The sequence below is a fragment of the Anaerolineales bacterium genome (genome assembly GCA_015075625.1).
Lineage (GTDB): Bacteria > Chloroflexota > Anaerolineae > Aggregatilineales > UBA2796 > UBA2796.
Window position 1 is genome coordinate 1,313,295 of record JABTTZ010000001.1, and the last position, 18,992, is coordinate 1,332,286.

Below are 18,992 nucleotides of genomic sequence, written 5' to 3' on the forward strand. Positions count from 1 at the left end.
GGGCGCACATCTAAGCGCCCCAATGCCGCACCGAATTCAACCCGTCGATGACCCTTCTCACCATTCTGATCTTTGCCCTCGGCGCGTTGGTTGTGCGGGCGATTCCCGTCCGTTGGCGAGGGTGGGCGCTGCTGATGGGCAGCCTGATGGCGATCTATTGGTTGCAGCCAGAACGCGCCCCACTGCGCCCGTTGGGATTCATTCTCCCTACGCTCGTTCTTGCGGCGGCGTTCCTCGCTTGGCTGCTGACTCGTCCAGACCTAAGCGCACCCTTAAGCAGGGATGATGCCCTTACAGGTATGATTCTCGGTGGGTGGGTGATCCTCATGGCAGCCGTTGGCGAGGGGCTGCGCCTTGCCGCCCCCGCCCCGCCCATCCTTCAGGTGATCCTCGGACTGGGAGGCGTGGGGCTGCTTGCCATGTGCCTTGTGCGGGGGGCGGTGGCGGTCAACCGCAATGTCTTGCTCTGGCTGTTTATCGGAGGGATTGTCGCCGTCTTTGTCGTTCTAAAAAGCGATCCCTTAGCGACGCTTTTGGCGGCATCGCTGCGGGCAGCGGGGGAACGCCCGCTGACATTGGCGGGGGTGGGCGATTTGGGCTGGATCGGCTTTTCGTATGTCGCCTTTCGGCTCATCCACACGCTGCGAGACCGCCAAATGGGGAAACTTCCGGCGCTCAGCTTGCGGGAATACCTCACCTACCTGATCTTTTTTCCGGCGTACACGGCGGGTCCGATAGACCGCGCCGAACGCTTCGCAAAGGACTATCGGGCGCTGCCGCCGTTGGATGCGCCGCGTTTTATCGAGGGCGTAGGGCGGATTGTTGTTGGGCTGCTGAAAAAGTTTGTGATCGCCGACAGCCTCGCCGTGATCGCGCTCAACGCAACGTTAGCAGAGCAGGCGCAGCGTCCCCTTCACCTGTGGCTGATCGTCTATGCCTATGCGTTCCGCTTGTTTTTCGATTTCAGCGGCTATTCGGATATTGCCATTGGGATCGCCCGCTTATATGGCGTGGCGCTGCCGGAAAATTTCACCCAACCCTACCTAAAGAGCAACATCACCCAGTTTTGGCAGAGTTGGCACGCCACACTCAGCACATGGGCGCGGTTTTATGTCTTTATGCCTGTCTCGCGCTTTATGCTGACGCGCAAACGAAAACCCGCCCCAGAGGTCGTCGTCCTCACTGCCCACCTGACGACGATGATTGTCATTGGGCTTTGGCATGGAATTACGGTGAATTTCTTCCTGTGGGGGGTCTGGCATGGTGTGGCGCTGTTCATCCACAAACTCTACAGTGACCGCACACGGGGGTTTTATCAGCGCTTGGCAGACCGTCCACTTCGGCGGCGGTTGGTTTACGCGGCGGGCGTGCTGCTGACCTTCCATGTCGTGGCGCTAGGGTGGGTGTGGTTTGCGCTCCCACAGGCTGCGCACAGCCTGCAAACGTTAGGGCGCTTGGTGGGAATCGGCTGGTGAGTCGGATCGCTCACCTTGACGGGTGGCAATCAGCACATGGGCGGTGCTGCGGCGGAAGGGAACATCCGCACGGCTGAGGGTGAACCCGGCAGCGGCAAAGCGTTCGGGAATTCCGGCGGGAAACGGCGCCCGCTGTCCCGTGACGCGGTAGGCAAGTTCCAACCCTTCGCGTGCCAAGCCCCCACGTGTGAGCGAGGCATTGGGGACGATCACAAAGCGTCCGCCGGGGATGAGGACACGCGCCGCCTCTCGCAACGTCTCCGCGTCGAGGATGAAGGGGGCGGGAAAGGTGCAAACGAGGGCAGCAAACGCCCCCTGGGCGAAGGGCAAAACCTGCGCCCGCCCCTCGACAAGCCTGAGTGGGAGGTTTTGGGCAAGCAGCTTACGGCGGGCGAGACGCCCCATCGCACGGCTGAGATCAAGCCCAGTGGGCGTGTATCCCGCCGCCCGCAGCGCCAGTTGGAGATGTCCCGTCCCGTGCGCCAGTTCGAGGATAGGCGCTCCCGCCGGCGCGTTGAGATGGGGAATGGCGGCATTCACCCATGAGCGCCACTCACCAAAGCTGACGAGGGCGCTTACCGCGTCGTAGGTGAAGGCAAATTCATTGTAGAGCAGGCGAAAGCCAAAGCCCACCAGCCGCCGCCACGCGCTGACGATCACCGTGATTAGCGCCGCCCCATAAGGGCATAGAGCAGCCAGCCTGCCACTTGCGCCATCCCAAACCAAAAATGAAGGCGGGCGGTGCGTCCTTGCGCCTGATGAAGTTGCGCCGGTTTGTTCGTGCGGGTTGTCAGGCGGACAAGCCACAGCGCCTCAGGGAGGGTGGCAAAGGCGATCAGTGCCGGAAGTGGCGACAGTCCGGCGACGGTGAGCGCCCCTAATGCCACATAGCCCCCCAAGATGAGGACGGTGAATTCCATCCGCGCCCCGCGCAGCCCAAAACGGACGGCGAGCGTGCGCTTGTTGGCAGCACGATCCACGTCGAGATCGCGCATGTTGTTGGCGTGGAGGATCGCCGTGACGGTGAAGGCGATAGGCACGCCACTGAGGAAGGCTGCCCAACTGAGCGTCCCCGTGATGGCGAGGTACGTGCCAAGCGTCATAAGCGGACCAAAGCAGAAAAAGACGGCAATTTCTCCCAAGCCGAGGTAGGAAAGGGGGATGGGTCCGGCGGTGTAGGCAACGACGATCACGACACCGATAACCCCAATCAGCAAAAGTTGGGGCGCTCCCGTAAAGGACAGAAACAGACCGATGAGGACTGCCCCAACAAGGGAAACAATCGCCCCCAAGCGCACTTGTGCGGCTGTGAGCAGCCCCCGCGAGAGCGCCATGCCCATGCCATCAACCTTTTCGGCGTCTGTCCCCCGCTGGTAATCGACATACTCGTTGATGTAGTTGGAGGCGATCTGCAAGAGCAGGGCGGCGATCAGGGCAAGGGCAAAGCGGTCCCCGACAAAGACCCCATCAAGGAACGCCGCCGCACCGCCGAGAAACAGCGGCACATAGGTGGCGGGCAAGCTGCGCGGACGCGCCGCCTGATACCAGGGGCGCAAGGGCTTAGGAAGGAAGGTCATCAGGGTGCGCCCGCCGCTCCGTGCCTCATGCCGCCGCCGCGCCCGTGAAGGGGGGCGGGGGCTGGAATCGGTGGGGGAAGGCGCCACAGGGGAATCGGTGGTGTCTATCATAATAATACTTTAGGCGGACGCTTCTGCTTCGCGGTAGGGTAAAACCATACCAAACATACTGCCCTGCCCCTTTGCCTCCGAGGTTTCGCTGTGAACGTAAACATAGCCGCCGTGACGCTCGGCGACTGATTTTACAATAGATAAACCCAACCCTGTACCCTTCGCTTTCCCTTCGCTTCCCCGTGCGCGGTAAAACCGCTCAAACAGCTGATTCAGCGATTCGCGGGGAATGCCTGGTCCGTTATCGGCAACTTCTAGGGCAAGCTCTGGGGATTTGCCCGGCACGCTGATCTGAGCAGCGCGGACAGTGATCAAACTACCCTCTTGGGTATATTTGTGAGCATTGCTAATCAGGTTCGTCAGGGCTCGTGTCAGCCACTTTTCATCACCCCAATAGGTGGGAATATCGGGGTAGATTTCGACGTTGAGCGTTTGTGCCTTTTGCGCCAAGAGCGGACGAACGTCGATCATACAGCGCTCGATCATGGACATCACATCGACCCAGGTAGGGGTTATCCCTACCCCGCTGTCAATTTTTTCCAGATCAAGCATATCATCGATCAGTTCTTGGATACGCCCGACGCCGCGCAGCCCAAGCGCCATCATCTCGCGCTCTTTGCGGTATTCATCGGGAAGTGCTTTATGCACCATTTGGAGGGCGCTGAGCGTCACCGCCAACGGGTTACGGATTTCGTGGGCAGCCGTTTGGACAAAGGTTGCCCGCTGCTGTTCGGCACGTTTTAGGTGAGTTACGTCCTGAAAGGCGATCACCCAGCCATCGCTAGGGAAGGGCGTAATTGTATCTACTTGGGGCGGTGTGAGGACGGGCGAGGCAAAGCCCATATAGTAACGCCCATCATCAAAGGGAAGTTCAATGACCGTCCCGCCGCGTTCGCGGTGGAGCGCCGTCTCTAACATTTCGCGGGCGGGGGGAAAAAAAGGCGCATCGCGGAGAGGTTTTCCCAACATGGACTCGGCGGGGAGGTTGAAAAATGTTTCCGCCGCGTTGTTGACAAGGTTGATAATGCCGTTGTCGTCGGTGGCGATAATGGCATCGGCAGTGGCGTTGAGAACAGCCTCTAGGCGGCTGCGCTGGACGCGCACCGTGTCGTAAAGGCGGGCGTTATCAATGGCAAGCCCAACCTGATCGGCAATGACGCGGAGGGTGCGAATCTCGCTAGGGGTGAAGGGGTGCGGTTCATGGCTCATCACGCTTAGAATCCCGATCACCTCGCCACGCGCCCGCATGGGGATAAGAGCCATCGCTTGGACGTTCTCTTGCGACCACGCCCGCACCGCTAAACGGGAATCAGCGGTTGGGTCGCCAAGAATGACCGGTTCGCCCGTCCGAATCACCTCCCCGGAAATCCCCTCGCCAGCTTTCAGGCGCATCGGCGTTGAGGTGAAATCGAGCTTTAGCCCGCGCTGCGCTTGCATGACGAGTTCGCCCGTCGCCCGATCAATGAGGGTGATCGCACTAGCCTCTAGGGGGACAACAGTCAGCGCGGCGTCCAGCGCCGCACCGAGGGTTTCCCGCAGATCGGGGGAGTTCGCCGCCGCCGTGATTACATTGCGAATGGCGTCTAGCTGCCCGGTTTGGCGCTTGACCTCTTGGACAAGCGCTGCCTCGCGCTCATGGGTCTCCCGTTTTTTATCGGTAACTGGGGTCATCGTTAGCCGTCCGCAACCTGTAAAAAAGTTATACAGAAATCGTAAACAGTGTAGCACAAATTAGCGGCGAGGGGGTGGAAAGAGAAGGGCAGCAGGGGCGCACACGGCACGCCCCAAGACGACGTGAGAAGGCTAAAAGGGAACGGTGTTTAATCAAGGGCGGCGTTTGGGTCGCCCCCTGAGGCAAAAAAGACGCCTTCAATAAACCCTTTTGCTTTTTCGGTGTGGGGATAGCGGGCAAGGTAGTCCCAATAGGCGGCGCTGTGGTTAGGATATTTGCGGTGACATAGTTCATGGGCGATCACATAATCAACCACGTAATCAGGGTAATTTTTGATCCGGCTGCTGAGTCGAATATCGCCATCGCTCGGACCACCGTTCGTACAGCTACCGAGGCGGTGCGCCATGTTATCGACCCAACGGATGGAACGCCAGGCTAATTCCCCACCAAAGTAGAGCGCGTTGATCTCGTTAGCGCGGCGGCTGAGCGTTTCATCGGTGTAGTTATCGACACGGCGGCGCTTACGGGTGATCTTTGTTTGGATGCGTTCGATGATCAAATCAATATCTTTTTTGACAAGGTGCGGCGGCACACGCAGTTTGACAACGCCTTCATGGAGCTTCCAGCGGGCAGTCTTTTTCAGCCGTCCATCAGGGCTGACCTGAATGGTGATTTGCTCGCCCGATACATCAATCACGGTTTCAAAGGTGGGCATAACGTGTGTTCCTAATTGATGGTCTTGATTATAGTGAAAATAGGGAGACGCGCCTTCGGGCAGGTTGAGCATCCTTGCGCTATAGTTAAGCATCTTTTGCGGATTTATTGGTCTAGGGGAGGGGGTTGTTATGGCGGTCAAAGATGGGTACGGCAAAAAACACCCGCTGTTGGTCTACCGAATGGTTTCTAACCGCTACCGTCCGGCAGCGCTATTACTTTTGGTGATGGGCATTATGGCACAACTGCCGCGCTTTGTCCCCGATGTCTTTGGGCGTGGGGCGTTCATCAGCGGGGATACTGTTTCAACAGTGGGGCTTGTGGCGGTGGTCATTGGCTGTGCGCTGCTTGCCGCCTCGATCATGGAAAAGCGCCGCGCCTATGTGCAGTGCCAACCGGATTACATTTTGATCAACGCCGCCAATGCCCGTGTTGCCGTTGCCTATGGACGCATCAACACGACGAAACCGGTGAAGGTTTCCGAGGTGTTCGCTCCCAAAGAGATCAAAGGGCGGGATCGGACGTTTATCAAACCCCTGTCAGGCGAGCTTGCCTTAGAGATGATCGTCAGCGAGTTTCCGCTGCCGGAAAAGACGATTTACCGCCGCCTGAATCGGTTTCTGCTCTCCCCCCGTGATCAAGGGTTTGTGTTTATTGTTCCCCGCCCCCGCGATTTGAATCTTGAGATCAATACGGCGATGGATTCGCTGCGCCAAAGCCAACGTGATGAAGAAACCAGTTACGTGAATCCGTTAGATCGCAGCTATAAGCGCTAATCTATCGACTGTGAGAGAACCCACTATGCGCACCACACACACGCTTATTCCCCGTGCCTTATTGCTTGTTGGGCTGGTTGTGATCCTGATCGGGGTGTTTGTGCTGGGCGTCCCCCGTGCTGCCTCACAGGGTATCCCTCAGCGCCTCGGTGAATTTCAGGTGGAGTGGTATTGCAATGCACGCGGGTTGGGCGTCACCATCCTGAACAATCAAGCTGATTGGGCATGTACGCACCCCAACGGACAGACGGCATTTCTGCTCACACAGGTCGATTTTGACGCAATCTGTCAGGCAACCTACCGTGATCCCCGTGCCTATGCCCTGCGCGATCAGGGAAAGCCGCAGCCCGCCTATAACTGGTCGTGCTATGTGAATATCATCCCGCCGACGCCAACGCCAACGCCCATCCCAACACGGTTAGGGACGTTTCAGGTGGAATGGTATTGCAACGAACGCGGAAACGGCGTCATGCTGACGAATAACAACCGCGACTGGGCGTGTACGAATCCGCAAAATGGGCAAATCACCTTTGTATTGGGGCAGAACGATTTCAACGCCATCTGCCAACGGACATACAGCAACCCGCAGGCGTTTGCCCTGAAGGATCAGCAGCAGGCAACAGAGGCGTACAACTGGTCATGCTATATGCCTGCCCCGCCGCCTGTGCCCGGGATTGTTCGGGTGGGGGAGGCACGCCCCGATGTGTTTTGCACCCCACAGGGTTATTGGACGGGCTTTGTCAACGGGCAAGAGTGGGCGTGCCTGTTCCCGGGTACAACGAACACCGCCGTTTACATCCGTCAGAATGAATTTACCGCCCTCTGCCGGACACAGTTCAACGATCCGCGTGCCTTCGCCACGCGGGAAGCGTTTGATCGCGTCTTGGGGGGCTACCGGTGGGGCTGTTATGTGAATAACGCCGGGCTGTTCCCAACGGCAACGCCCTTCTTGCTCCCTTCGCCCACGCCCATCCCCCGCCTAACGCGCCTCGGTGAATTTCAGGTGGAGTGGTACTGCAACAATCAGGGCTATGGCGTCCGCTTGGCAAATGGGGATCGAGACTGGGTATGCACAAACAACCAGACTGGGCAAGTTGCGTTCACCCTCAGCCAGCTTGATTTCAGCCGGATTTGTCAGGTGACCTACAAAGACCCCTATGCACTGGCGATTCAAGATCAGCAAAAATCGACGGCAGCCTATAACTGGTCGTGCTATACCTACCGTTGATTGTGACGGAGCGCGGACGCGCTGAACCCTATCCCCCCCTACCCCTTTCCGTCTACGGGGAGAAAGCGGGGGCGCGGGGCTAAAGCCCACGCGCTAGGGATGATCACCCCGCTGGGGCTTAAATACAAAACACTTTGCCTTCTAAGCCTCATAGGGGTGGCTGCTTTCCGCCCGCTGCTTTAGCGGCGGGCGACCACACGGGGTCGCCTCTACGGAGAGGCGATGCGGGGGGATACTTTCGCTATCTTCCTGACGAACGACTCGTTCTCGGACAAGCCCTTAAATCTTCGGCTTGCTGGTGTCGATGTTCTGCTCGGCTTGCTTGACCGCCTCTGTATAGGGAACTTGCTGAACCTCACCATCTTCGCCGCGCACATAGACATACAAATCATCTAGGGTTTTAAGCCGATCCAAAAACAGGATTCCATCAAGGTGATCCATCTCGTGCTGAATGGCGCGGGCATCCCACCCCTCAAAAGGCTGCTCGTGTTGAGCGCCTTCTTCGTCCGTATAGCGAAGGGTCAGGCGCAGGTGACGATCTGTATATCCCACCAGCCCTGGGATGCTCAGGCAGGCATCGCTGTCGTTCTCCATTTCACTGCTTTTAGCGACAATTTCGGGATTGATGAAAACCGTCGGGGGCATCATTTCTTCATCCGGTTGGTTGGGATGATAGGTGAGCCGGACGCCGAAAACGCGCTTCAGAACGCCAATTTGTACCGCCGCCAAGCCAACCGCCGGGTTCGCCAAAATGGTCGCCTTAATATCAGCGATCAACCCCTTCAATTCGCGATCATTTTTCTTGACAGGCTCAGAGCGTGTGCGGAGCATTTTCTCCGCTTTGCTGAGAGTTAAAATTTTCCGAACAGGCACAGCGATCAGTCCTTTTCCCCAATATCCTCAAATAGCCCCATGAGGTTTATCCCAGTGGGGTTAGTGTTTCTCCGTTGGCGAGGTGTCCGTTGAAGTATCCTCTTTAGGAACACCCGTCCCCGTCAGGCGGTTTTTCAGCCCAATCAGGCTGCGCATCACTTTTTGGCGAAGGTTCAGTTCGGCAATGTTGTCCAGCGCCACCTCATAGGTTGCCGCCGCCTGCATCAGCTTCCCGCCCTTCATCTGGATTTCAGCAATGGCGAGGAGCGTTTGCCCATAGCGTTCGGTGTCCTTCAGATCGCGGAAGGTATCCGCTGCCTCGCGGTAGTAGGTGAGCGCTTGCTCACTGTTCCCCTGCGCCAAATAAACGCCGCCGAGATTGCCCAACACCTGTGCTTCGCGGCTCTGATCGGCAATCTCTACGAATACCTTTCGCGCCTCGTTCATGGCGTTCACGGCGCTTTCATAATTGCCCAGTGTGCGGTCAATCAGACCGAGATTCACCTGCATCTCAGCGGCGAGATCGGCTTTTCCTTCCGCTTCATAAGCGCTTTTCGCCTGTTTAAAAAGGTCGGCAGCGGCTTCATAATCGCGCTGCATGAACATCTCTACGCCTTGTTTTTGCAAATCGGCTGCGCTGGTCATAGGGTACTGTTGTTCCTCTAAATGATGATTTCGTGTAGTGAGAGAGACGAGATCGCCGTCCGCTTCGCCTGCCCCTTAGAGCGTAATATCGAGAATCGACTCGGCAATTGTCCGCAAGGCGCTGTTATCCAGCTTGCTCAGCCGAAGGGCGATCTCCAAATAGGGCTGATTCTTCCTTTGCGAAACAAACGTCCGTAGTTCCTCTGGTAAGTCCTGAAAGCGATCATACTGCTCTTGCATCCGCAGCCACGCCCCAACCCGCCCGCTGCCTTCCAGAAAATCGCTCACGGAGCGTTTAACGCCGTTGGCAAGGCTGGTCAGTTCGGGAAAGGGAATTGACGCCGCCCCTGTCTCGTAATAGGCGATATGGTCGGGGCTGACGCCGGAGAGGACGGCGAGTTCGGCGTGGCTCAGCCGTGCCTCTTGCCGTGCCAATTGCAGCCGCGCCCCAATGACGCGATCCCGAATGGTGCTGTAATCCTCCATCGGGACGGGGGGTTTTTGTCCGGCGGTGCTGCTGATCTCGTTATTCCAAAAATGGCTGACCGGAATATCGAATACATAGGCAATCACCTCCAACTGGGGAAGGCTGGGTGACAACTCGCCAAACTCCCACGCGCTGACCGTCCCTTCGGCAACCTTCAGCGTTTCCGCCATTTCCGCCACCGTTTTCCCCCCTGCTATGCGTGCATCACGCAGCAGCACGCCGAGGATGCGGGCGCGGACGAGGTGCAGTTCCGCATAGTTGCGGTCTTCCGGCGCAATCAACCCCAGTTTTTCGGCACGTTTTTGCTTCAGTTTGGCGCTGACATCGGAAAAATCGCCCATGATTCACGATCCCCTTTGACGGTGCGGAAATTGATGGGCATTATACCATCATCAGAGCAAAGTCATGACACTCCGTGCAATGAGTTGATAACTTTCGCGGCTGTAGCCACCGCCAAGCGTCATCACACAGGGGATGTTCGCTGCCCGCAGCGTTTGGAACACATACTGATCACGGGCGACGACCTCATCATCGTCAAGCCGCATCCGTCCCAGTAAGTCCCGTTCGTAAACATCCGTCCCGGCAATGTACAGTGCCAAGCCCACATCCCCCGCCGCCGCAATCGCCTTCGGCAGCGCCGCTTTCAAGGTGCGCAGATAGTCCCGCCCTTCACAGCCGGAGAGCAGCGGAATATCCCAATCAATGCGGGCGCGGGCGCTGCTATCACGCGGGTAAATATCCATATTATACATATCGAAGATGTAGATCGATGGATTGTTGGCAAAAATCCGTTCATGCCCATTTCCCTGATGGGCATCCAGATCGATGATCAAGACTTTTTTCTCCGGCGGCAAGAGTCCGCTGTGGCGGGCGTGGTGAATGGCGATCCCAATATCCGAGAAAATGGTGAAGCCTTCGCCATTATCACGGTGACAGTGATGGTAGCCGCCAGAGAGGTTCACCGCGATTCCGGCTTGAAAAGCTAGGTCTGTCGCCAACATCGTCCCCGCCACCCCCCATAACATGGGGCGCAGTACGCGCAAATAGAGCAGCGGCTGCGGCAGGCGGGCGAGGATAGGCATTTCGACAATGCGGGCGATCTGCCGCGAGGAACGCAGTGAGCGAAGGTAGTCGGCGCTGTGGACGGTGAGCAAATCGGCGCGATTCGCCGGAGCAAGGGGGCGGCGCGTCCGCCGGAGGAGGGATTCCCCGCAGGCAGCCCGCATCAGCGCATAGGCGCGGCTATATTTTCGCGTGTCAAAGGGGTGCATCTTCTCGATGCCATAAAAATGAATGTCGTAAGCGGGGGTGTAAATAATCTGTGGATCGTAAGGCATGGTATCAGCTTATTAGCTAAAAAATGAGGCGCACAGGTGGATGCGCCTCGAAAACGAGTTAGACAGGGGCGTACCCACCTTTACGCCCCACCATGAGATTCCCCGCTATTCCCCGTAGATGCTGAAGGACTGCGGGTTGGAGATGCCCTGTCCGGGGGGGAGATTTGGATTCACCACCGTGATCGTCACCGACCCCGGATTGGCGATCCGCTCTGCCGAGACGCTGGCTTGCAGCGTGGTGCTGTTGATCCACGTCGTCGGCAGCCCTGCCCCATCCCACAGCACGGTGGCGCCGGGGATGAAGTTTGCCCCGGTAACGGTCATGGTGAAATCACCATCGCCAGCAGTGGCATCACTTGGCGAAAGCCCCGAAAGCGTTGGCGGCGGCGGCGGCACGGGGTTGATGGTGAAGTTCACCGCATTGGAAAGCCCACCCCCCGGACCCGGATTGAACACCCGCACCGATGCCGCCCCTGCATTGGCGATGTCGGCGGCGGAAATGTATGCCTCCAACTGCCCGCTGTTGATGAAGGTTGTCCCTCGTCCGCTGCCGTTCCAGTTGACGACAGCCCCCAGAACAAAGTTTGAGCCATTAACAACCAGCGTGAAGCCCGGATCGCCCGCTGTGGCGCTGCTTGGCGAAATGCCAGAGAGCGCGGGGACAGGGTTCGGCGGCGGGTTGATGGTGAAGGTTGCTCCGCCAGAAATGCCGCCACCGGGTCCGGGGTTAAAGACGGTCACTGTCGCGCTGCCAGCGGACGCCACATCGCTGGCGGGGATAGACGCCGTAAGCTGCGTCGAACTGTTATAGGTTGTCCCCCGTGCGCTGCCATTCCAGCGTACCACTGAGCCCGGGATGAAGTTTGAGCCGCTCACCGTCAGGGTGAAGCCGCTTGCTCCGGCGGTGGCGCTGTTCGGGGAGATGGTCGAAAGGTTCGGCACCGGGTTCGGGGCGGGATCAATCGTGAACAGTGCCGGATTCGATGTGCCGCCGCCCGGTGCGGACGTAAAGACCGTCACCGTAGCGTTCCCCGCCGCCGCTATATCGGCTGCCGAGATTGAAGCCGTCAACTCTGTGTCACTGACGTAGGTTGTCCCCCGATTCGATCCATTCCAACGCACTACCGAGCCGGGGATGAAATCCGTTCCGTAGACGGTCAGCGTGAAGCCGCCCGTCCCGGCTGTGGCATTCGTCGGAGTAATGCTGGAAAGTGTCGGGACAGGGTTCGGCGGACCATCGATGGTGAAGGTGACGCCGTTCGAGATGCCGCCGCCCGGTGCCGGGTTGAACACGGTCACTGTCGCCGTGCCTACAGACGCCACATCGCCGCCCAAAATCGTCGCGCTAAGCTGACCGCTGTTGATGAAGGTTGTTGTGCGGTCTGAGCCGTTCCAACGCACCACCGAACCGGCGACGAAATTCGATCCGTAAACGGTCAGGTCAAAGCCATTTGACCCTGCGTCTGTGTTTGCTGGCGAAAGGCTGGAGATGGATGGCACAGGGTTGCCGGCTGGCGTATTCGTCAGCGAGAAGAACCCGCTGATTGTGCCTACCGAGGCGATCACACTGTACGATCCCGCCGTCCCATTCGCCGTAAAGAGTGAACTTTGGGCAATGCCGTTGATGTTCGTCACCACCGTCTGGCTGGCTGTCCCCGTTGTGTTAAAGACGCCGCTTGCCCCGCCCGTAGGCGCAGAAAAGACAACGGCAATCCCCGAAAGGGGCGATCCGCTGGCATTTGCCACGCGGACGGTCAACGCGCCGGCAAACGTGCTGTTCACCGTCGTGCTTTGCCCGCTTCCGCCAGTGGGGGTGACGGACGCGACGGCATTGCTGCTCATGTTCGTCAGGGTGAAGCTCGTCTGAGCGCCGCTAAGTGCATCCTGTGCCGTAGCGGTGAATGTGCCGGGCGTATCATTAGCGATGAGCAGTGGCGAGGTGGCAACGCCATCCGCCCCGCTGAGGACGGTTGCCGTATTGCCCGCCCCCACCAGACCCATCCCGCCGCCCCGTGTAAAGACGCCCGTCCCGCCTAAGGGCAGGAAGGCGGTGCTGGCAAAGGTGGCGCTTGCCCCACTGTTTGGCGTGCTAAAGGTGACCGAAACCCCGCTGACGGGGTTGCCCGCCGCGTTCACCACGCGCACCCGCAAGGGTTGCGTATAGCCCTCGCCAATAACAGCCGTTTGCCCGCTGCCGCTGAGCGCGAGGACACCCTCAACCACCGTCGAATTGGCGGCGAGATCAGGCGTTGGGGCAGGGGTTGCCGTCGCCGGAATCCCCTCAAACTCGATCAGGTTTTTGTCGGCTGCCTCAATGACGAGGTTGATCAGCGCGTTCAAGCCCGATTCTGTCTGATATTCGGTTGTGGTTGGTTCGGAAACCGGGCGCGAATTTTCGTCCAACTCCACCCGCGCCTGCTGACCGGGACCAACCACCGTTGTGACGCCGTTCACGGTCACTTTCGCCTCACCCTCAAAGGTGGTGATGCGCATTTCGGACGGCGCGTTATCTGGTTTTTCCTTGCCATCGGAGTCGGCTAGTTCTCCGAGGGTTTCCGGCTCGCCAGGGGATTCTAAGAGGATCGTGGAGCCAACGCTGAGTTCAACCTCGTTCACCAGAAGGTTGATCTTCTGCCCGCCCTTGGGGGTTTGGATCAACACGCCGCTGGTGGGGAATTGGTTACACTGCCCGGCACCTTTGGCGTCGCCAATACCGGTGCGGAAGTAAAACGCCTGCATCGGCGTGTAGGGGGCTTCGCTGCCAGTGTCTTTGTTCAATTCCACCGAGGCATCGCGCACTTGGGTATCCCCAAACATGAGGACAGTCACGAACTGTCCGGCGGCGGTGTCGGGGAGATTCGCTCGAATCCGCATGTAGCTAACGCCCCATTCCGCTGTGGTCAGGTCAAGGGGGTTCATTTTCAGTGTTTTGATCGTCTCAACCTTTACCCGATCTTTCGGTTGGTTAAAGACAAATTGATCGGTAGGAACATCGTCGCGGGCTTCGGCAGAAAGTTTCACATTGCCATAGCACGCCTCGCCGCGTCCAATATCAAGGCAGTTTGCGCTGGTTGTTTCCAACGCCTTGATCACCAGATCGTTACAACCATCGTCTTGGGCGCGTGTCCCGATGAGAGGAAAAACGAGGATGAGTGAGCAAAGGGTGATTAAAATAACGGTACGGATGAATGATTTCATGATGATGCCTCATTGATTCAACATTAGGATTAATGAGAATCCCTAATTAAAAGTAGGATAGCATCAAATAGAGGGCGACACAAGCACCCTTATCTTTATTTTTAGCTATTTTTAGCCTTAGAAGGCTGGAAATCTATGCCGTCGGGGAGATGGCTTTGGGTGGTTCACGGTATGCCCGCAAGGTGGGGACGGTGGCGGCAATCACCCCAAGGGCAATCAGCGTTCCCACCCCCCCGCTGACCACCGAAAAGACGGGGCTGACCACCCGCGCCATGACGCCCGCCTCCAACTCCCCCAATTGGGGACCCCCCAAAAAGAAGATCATGTTGATTGAAAGCATCCGTCCGCGCATGTTGTCGGGTGTCAGCAATTGGCGCAGCGTGTTCCGCACGACAACAGAGATCGAATCAGCTAAGCCAGTGATGAACAAAGCAATGAACGACAGCCAAAAGACTTCGGAAACGCCAAAGAGGATGGTTGCCATGCCGTAGACCGCCACCGCTGCCAGCATTGCCTTGCCTTGCTGCCGCAGCTTTCTCCCCCATTGCGCCACCAACAACGCCCCACACAGCGCCCCAATATTTGCCGCCGCGTAGAGGACACCATAGCCCGCCTCGCCCGCCTTCAGAATGTCGCTGGCATAGACGGGCAAGAGCGCCATTGCCGAGGAAAAGAAGGCGGCGAAGAAATCCAGCAGCATTGATGACCAAATCAGCGGTTGGCTGCGGATGAAGCGCAGCCCATCGGTGAAGGCGCGGAGGCTTACCTCTTGTTTTTCGCCTTTTATCTTGGGCAGCCGCACACGGAGCAGCACCCACACGACGGGAATAAAGCTGAGCGCGTTGCACAGGTAAAGGACGCCGGGATTTATTGCGGTAAGGAGCAGCCCAGCAACGATGGGTCCAACAACGGCGCTCGTCTGGAAGGAGACGCTGTTCAAGCGGATAGCGTTCGCGGTGTGGTCGCCGGGGACAAGGTTGGGGAGAATCCCCGACCACGCCGGACGGTCAAAGGCGTTAATTCCGGCGAGGAGCGCCGTAAACAGGTAGACACTGAACAGCGTGGCATTCCCTGTCAGGGTCAACAGCGCCAACCCCCCCGCGGTGAGAGTCATGGTGATCTCGGTACGAATCATCAGGCGGCGGCGATCCAGCGCATCGGCAATGACGCCGCCAAGCAGTGAGAAGATGATGATCGGCACAACCCGCACCAGCCCCACCAACCCTAGCGCTAAGGGGTCTTTCCCGCTCAAAAGGTAGACATGCCAATTCACCGCCGCAAACTGCATGAAATTGCCCCCAGTAGAGATGAATTGGGCGATCACCATCCGCCGCAGGGCGGGGTAACGAAGGGCGATCCAGGCGGTAGTATGTTGGTTGGTCATAACCTTTTGAGATCACTCCGAACGCACGGCAACTGCTGGCTGAATCCGTCCGATGCGGAAGGCGGGATACAGTCCGGCTAAGAGGGCTGCCACCAGCGCCACGACCAACGCCTGTAGATAAAACTCAGGGCGCAGTTGGAGGGTGAGTGTCCAGCCAAAACTGCGGACATTGATGATATAAACCAGCACCCAGGCAAGGACGCTCCCCACCGGCACAGCCATAACGCCAGCAATCAGCCCCATCAAACCCGTTTCCAGAAGAGTTACCCGAAATAACTGCCCATGTGTCATCCCGTTTGCCCGCATCGTCCCAAATTCGCGAGTGCGCTCCAATTGAAGCGCGGAGAGCGCCGAGAGAATCCCAATGAAGGCGACAACCGTTGCCAGCATATTGAGCGCTGTCGTAATGGCGAAGGTCTGATCAAAAATGACCAACACGCTCTCCCGCAGCGCCTGATTGGAAGTGACATTGACCTCGTATCTGCCGGCAAACGCCGCCCGAAGGCGATCAATCACCGTCGCAACATCCGCCCCCGGCTCAACAAAGGCCGCGGCGTTGGAGATCATGCGATCCTTATATAAGCGATGAAAGATTGGCATACGGATCATGATCGTCCCCTGATCGCCACCGTAATCATACATGACGCCGGCAACGGGGAAGGTATGAGCGCCCTTATCCGTCATGAGCGTCACGCTTTGCCCCGCCTCAATGGGGATTCCCCGTTGGCGGGCGAAGGTTTCGCTGAGGATTGCCGCCCCCTCGCCCATCGCCGCCCACACCTGATCGTAATCGCCAATTGCCCAGACAAAGCGCCGCCGCCCCTCCGAAATATCAATGTCAATCACCGTCAGATAGGCGGGCAGCGGGTCACCTAGGCGGATCACATCCATATGGCGGACGACCCCCACACGGCTGATTCCCGGTGTCTGGGCAATGATGCGGGCGATCTCTGGATCAACGGGGACATCTTGGCGCGTTGCCGAAATGGAGGGCGGTCCGACAATCACATCGGCGCGGATAGTGTTCGTCAGCCACACTTCGACATCGCCCCGAAAGCTCCCTACCATCGCGCTGACGCCAACGATCACCGAGACGGCGACCATCAACGCTGCCACTGCTACCGAGGTGCGCGAGAGCGAACGAACGATGTTGCGCGGGGCAATCCGCCCTAATACGCCCGCCAAACGCCCCGTCAGTGGGCGGATCGCCGTCATTGCCACCAGCGCAATGAGCGGCGTGAGCAAGGCAAAACCGAGGATGATCCCGAACAATCCGGCAAAGCTCACCGCCAACTGCACCCCTGTCAGCAGGATGAAACTGCCGAGGATCGCGCCGATCCCCGCCGCTGTCAGGGTGGGAATCAGGCGGCGGACTTTCGATTCAATCGTGCTGCGCTTAAACGTCCCGGCGGGGGGTGTCGTCGTCGCCTCTAACGCGGGGAGAAGCGCTGCCAAAAGCGCTGCCGTAATGCCGATCCCCAAGCCCTTGATGAGGGTCAGAGCGGAGACATCCACGCCGCGCACGTTCACTGTGAAGTACAAGCTGCTCACTGTCGCCGTGACAAGGCTGACCGCTAACCGCCCCATGACGATACCCGCTGCCAAGCCGATGAGCGCCCCCAATGCCGAGAGGATCGCCGCCTCCATGAGGATCATCGCAAAAATTTGCCGTCGGGTGACGCCAAGCGCCCGCAGAATGCCAAAGATTGGGCGGCGCTGGACGACGGAGAAGGTCACCGTGTTGTAGATGAGGAACATCCCCACCACCAGTGCCAAAAGGGAGAGCGCTGTCAGGCTGAGGTTGAATGCGCCAGTCATTTGCCCAATGGCGTTTCCCCGTGCGGCGGCGGGCTGGAGGATCACCCCATTGGGGAGAATACTGCGTAGTTCGCTGAGGGTCGCCTCGCCCGCCGCCCCTTCGGGAATGATCAGATCAATTGTCGTCAGGGCGTCTCCCATGTTCAGAATTTCCTGCGCTGTGCTGATGTCTGTGATCAGCATGTCTTGCAGCCCTTGCGCAGAGACCTCATCGGTGGGCTGAAGGAGTCCGGCGATGATCACTGTATGGCGATCCGTCCCATAGCGAAGGGTGAAGGTATCCCCTTCCTTCAGCCCATATTGTGCCGCCAACGCCTCCACCATGAATACCGTGTTGGGGGTGGTTAGGAAGGCGGCGATGCTCGCTGTGCTGGCGTTGCGGCTCGCGCCGAGGTCAAGGTAGCCCCGAAATGGCGCTTCAGCAAAGGGGTCAATGCCAAACACGCGCAGGGGCTGCCCATCAAGTTCCAGCGCGGCGGCATAGGCGGTGACGACGGGAGCAACCTCGCGCAGCCCCATCCCAACGCGCAGCCGTTTATACAAGGCAGCGGGGACGCCCGTTGAACTGCCCACAATCTGATGGGTTGTCCGCCCCGTCAGACTCTCGGTGAAGATGCCAAAGGCGCGGGCGGCACTCGTATTGGCAAGGTCAATAGCGACGATCATCGCCACCCCAAGCGCCACCCCGAGGACGAACATGATGCTTTGGAAAGGGCGCCGCCGTAAAGAGCGCACCATCACCCGCCAAAGGGACGAGGGAAGCAGCCTTCCTCTCCTCCGGCTGTGAGAATCACTCACGCTGTACCGTCCGCCTTTGCCCCGATCTCTTTGGGCGCTACCCGTGTTTCCTCAATTAATTTCCCCTCGTGAATGTGGTAGACGACATCGGCAAAGGGGACGACCTCCGGGTTGTGCGTCGCCATGATCAGTGTTCGCCCCAAATCGCGGGTTAATGCCAAAAGGAGGCGGAGAACGATCTCGCCCGTTTCTTCGTCAAGGTTGCCCGTTGGCTCGTCAGCAAGAATCACCAGCGGCTCGTGAACAAGCGCCCGTGCAATGGCAATCCGCTGCTGTTCGCCCCCAGAAAGCCGATCTGGGTAGGTGTCCCCGCGCTTGCCCAACCCCACCCGCTCTAGAAGATCGCGGGCGCGTGTTTCACTTTTGCCGCGCTGTTCCCCGCGCAGTTCAAAGGGAAGGCTGACATTTTCCAATGCGGTGAGGGTGGGAATCAGATTGAAAAATTGAAAGACAAAACCAATGTGTTCCCGCCGAAAGAGCGTCAGCTGGCGTTCGCTCAGGTGGGTGATCCGTGTGTCTTTGATCCAGATGTCGCCGCTGGTGGGGGTGTCAATGCCCCCAATCAAGTTTAAGAGGGTGCTTTTCCCGCTCCCACTTTTGCCTAACAGCACAACGAAATCGCCCGTGCAAAACTGCCCCGTCACGGCGTGAAGAATCGTCCGCTGGATGCCCGCCTCCTCATACTGTTTTGTCACATCAACCAGACGGATAATGGGCGTAGCGGGCGTGACACTCCCCTGCTGCGGGTGTGGTGTCATCGTGTTGGAGCGTGGGGTCATGGTTGGTCTTTCGGATGGCTGGATAGAAGGATTGCTTGGTCAAAATTGTACAGAAGACAGGGACAAAATGACCATTCGTAATGTGTTCCAGAATTCAGAGTAGACTTCACAGGGTTGCTT

At 58.4% G+C, this 18,992-nt stretch carries 15 protein-coding genes; 3 read left to right on the forward strand and 12 right to left on the reverse strand.

Annotation, left to right across the window (positions count from 1 at the left end; translation table 11 throughout):
* Nucleotides 1-47: 47 nt before the first annotated feature.
* The gene (locus tag HS103_05515; protein MBE7512259.1) at nucleotides 48-1,475 is read left to right on the forward strand and encodes a hypothetical protein; all 1,428 of its coding nucleotides are present in this window, start codon (nucleotides 48-50) and stop codon (nucleotides 1,473-1,475) included.
* Here the strand turns inward: HS103_05515 and HS103_05520 are convergent.
* The 4 genes from HS103_05520 to HS103_05535 all read right to left on the reverse strand — a co-directional run bounded on the left by HS103_05520 (nucleotide 1,446) and on the right by HS103_05535 (nucleotide 5,550).
* A complete protein-coding gene (locus HS103_05520) occupies nucleotides 1,446-2,135 on the reverse strand; it encodes a class I SAM-dependent methyltransferase (protein ID MBE7512260.1) in 690 nt (229 codons plus the stop codon). The two genes, HS103_05515 and HS103_05520, sit on opposite strands and share 30 nt — an antisense overlap.
* A gap of 5 nt (nucleotides 2,136-2,140) precedes the next feature.
* The gene (gene menA, locus HS103_05525) at nucleotides 2,141-3,163 is read right to left on the reverse strand and encodes a 1,4-dihydroxy-2-naphthoate octaprenyltransferase (protein MBE7512261.1); all 1,023 of its coding nucleotides are present in this window, start codon (nucleotides 3,161-3,163) and stop codon (nucleotides 2,141-2,143) included.
* Between the two features lie 9 nt (nucleotides 3,164-3,172).
* Entirely contained in the window at nucleotides 3,173-4,834 is a 1,662-nt protein-coding gene (locus HS103_05530) for a GAF domain-containing protein (GenBank protein MBE7512262.1), read from the reverse strand.
* A 149-nt stretch (nucleotides 4,835-4,983) separates the two neighbouring features.
* A complete protein-coding gene (locus tag HS103_05535) occupies nucleotides 4,984-5,550 on the reverse strand; it encodes a M48 family metallopeptidase (protein ID MBE7512263.1) in 567 nt (188 codons plus the stop codon).
* Between the two features lie 130 nt (nucleotides 5,551-5,680).
* Here HS103_05535 and HS103_05540 point away from each other — a divergent pair, with 130 nt between their 5' ends.
* Together HS103_05540 and HS103_05545 are read left to right on the forward strand one after the other, a co-directional pair.
* The gene (locus HS103_05540) at nucleotides 5,681-6,325 is read left to right on the forward strand and encodes a hypothetical protein (protein ID MBE7512264.1); all 645 of its coding nucleotides are present in this window, start codon (nucleotides 5,681-5,683) and stop codon (nucleotides 6,323-6,325) included.
* Nucleotides 6,326-6,350: 25 nt separating this feature from the next.
* The gene (locus tag HS103_05545; GenBank protein ID MBE7512265.1) at nucleotides 6,351-7,553 is read left to right on the forward strand and encodes a hypothetical protein; all 1,203 of its coding nucleotides are present in this window, start codon (nucleotides 6,351-6,353) and stop codon (nucleotides 7,551-7,553) included.
* 279 nt (nucleotides 7,554-7,832) lie between these two features.
* Here HS103_05545 and def read toward each other — a convergent pair whose 3' ends face one another.
* The 8 genes from def to HS103_05585 form a co-directional block, all read right to left on the reverse strand.
* The gene (gene def, locus HS103_05550) at nucleotides 7,833-8,426 is read right to left on the reverse strand and encodes a peptide deformylase (protein MBE7512266.1); all 594 of its coding nucleotides are present in this window, start codon (nucleotides 8,424-8,426) and stop codon (nucleotides 7,833-7,835) included.
* 60 nt (nucleotides 8,427-8,486) lie between these two features.
* Nucleotides 8,487-9,071 (reverse strand): tetratricopeptide repeat protein, encoded by a 585-nt coding sequence (locus HS103_05555; protein MBE7512267.1) that lies wholly within the window; start codon nucleotides 9,069-9,071, stop codon nucleotides 8,487-8,489.
* A 75-nt stretch (nucleotides 9,072-9,146) separates the two neighbouring features.
* Nucleotides 9,147-9,899 (reverse strand): XRE family transcriptional regulator, encoded by a 753-nt coding sequence (locus HS103_05560; protein ID MBE7512268.1) that lies wholly within the window; start codon nucleotides 9,897-9,899, stop codon nucleotides 9,147-9,149.
* 51 nt (nucleotides 9,900-9,950) lie between these two features.
* Nucleotides 9,951-10,895: a histone deacetylase gene (locus tag HS103_05565; GenBank protein ID MBE7512269.1), complete on the reverse strand. Its 945-nt coding sequence runs from the start codon at nucleotides 10,893-10,895 to the stop codon at nucleotides 9,951-9,953.
* A gap of 105 nt (nucleotides 10,896-11,000) precedes the next feature.
* The gene (locus HS103_05570) at nucleotides 11,001-14,093 is read right to left on the reverse strand and encodes a hypothetical protein (protein ID MBE7512270.1); all 3,093 of its coding nucleotides are present in this window, start codon (nucleotides 14,091-14,093) and stop codon (nucleotides 11,001-11,003) included.
* A gap of 133 nt (nucleotides 14,094-14,226) precedes the next feature.
* Nucleotides 14,227-15,477 (reverse strand): MFS transporter, encoded by a 1,251-nt coding sequence (locus HS103_05575; GenBank protein MBE7512271.1) that lies wholly within the window; start codon nucleotides 15,475-15,477, stop codon nucleotides 14,227-14,229.
* Nucleotides 15,478-15,489: 12 nt separating this feature from the next.
* A complete protein-coding gene (locus HS103_05580; protein MBE7512272.1) occupies nucleotides 15,490-18,093 on the reverse strand; it encodes an FtsX-like permease family protein in 2,604 nt (867 codons plus the stop codon).
* Nucleotides 18,090-18,851, reverse strand: coding sequence for an ABC transporter ATP-binding protein (locus tag HS103_05585; protein ID MBE7512273.1), 762 nt, complete (start codon nucleotides 18,849-18,851; stop codon nucleotides 18,090-18,092). Before HS103_05585 ends, HS103_05580 begins: the two co-directional genes overlap by 4 nt.
* Nucleotides 18,852-18,992 lie beyond the last annotated feature (141 nt).

Bases quoted from the DNA above. Each gene is read 5' to 3' on its own strand.
- HS103_05515 (MBE7512259.1), top strand. From the start codon at position 48: ATGACCCTTCTCACCATTCTGATCTTTGCCCTCGGCGCGTTGGTTGTG.
- menA (MBE7512261.1), bottom strand. From the start codon at position 3,163: ATGATAGACACCACCGATTCCCCTGTGGCGCCTTCCCCCACCGATTCC.
- HS103_05530 (MBE7512262.1), bottom strand. From the start codon at position 4,834: ATGACCCCAGTTACCGATAAAAAACGGGAGACCCATGAGCGCGAGGCA.
- HS103_05535 (MBE7512263.1), bottom strand. From the start codon at position 5,550: ATGCCCACCTTTGAAACCGTGATTGATGTATCGGGCGAGCAAATCACC.
- HS103_05540 (MBE7512264.1), top strand. From the start codon at position 5,681: ATGGCGGTCAAAGATGGGTACGGCAAAAAACACCCGCTGTTGGTCTAC.
- HS103_05545 (MBE7512265.1), top strand. From the start codon at position 6,351: ATGCGCACCACACACACGCTTATTCCCCGTGCCTTATTGCTTGTTGGG.
- HS103_05555 (MBE7512267.1), bottom strand. From the start codon at position 9,071: ATGACCAGCGCAGCCGATTTGCAAAAACAAGGCGTAGAGATGTTCATG.
- HS103_05560 (MBE7512268.1), bottom strand. From the start codon at position 9,899: ATGGGCGATTTTTCCGATGTCAGCGCCAAACTGAAGCAAAAACGTGCC.
- HS103_05565 (MBE7512269.1), bottom strand. From the start codon at position 10,895: ATGCCTTACGATCCACAGATTATTTACACCCCCGCTTACGACATTCAT.
- HS103_05570 (MBE7512270.1), bottom strand. From the start codon at position 14,093: ATGAAATCATTCATCCGTACCGTTATTTTAATCACCCTTTGCTCACTC.
- HS103_05575 (MBE7512271.1), bottom strand. From the start codon at position 15,477: ATGACCAACCAACATACTACCGCCTGGATCGCCCTTCGTTACCCCGCC.
- HS103_05585 (MBE7512273.1), bottom strand. From the start codon at position 18,851: ATGACACCACACCCGCAGCAGGGGAGTGTCACGCCCGCTACGCCCATT.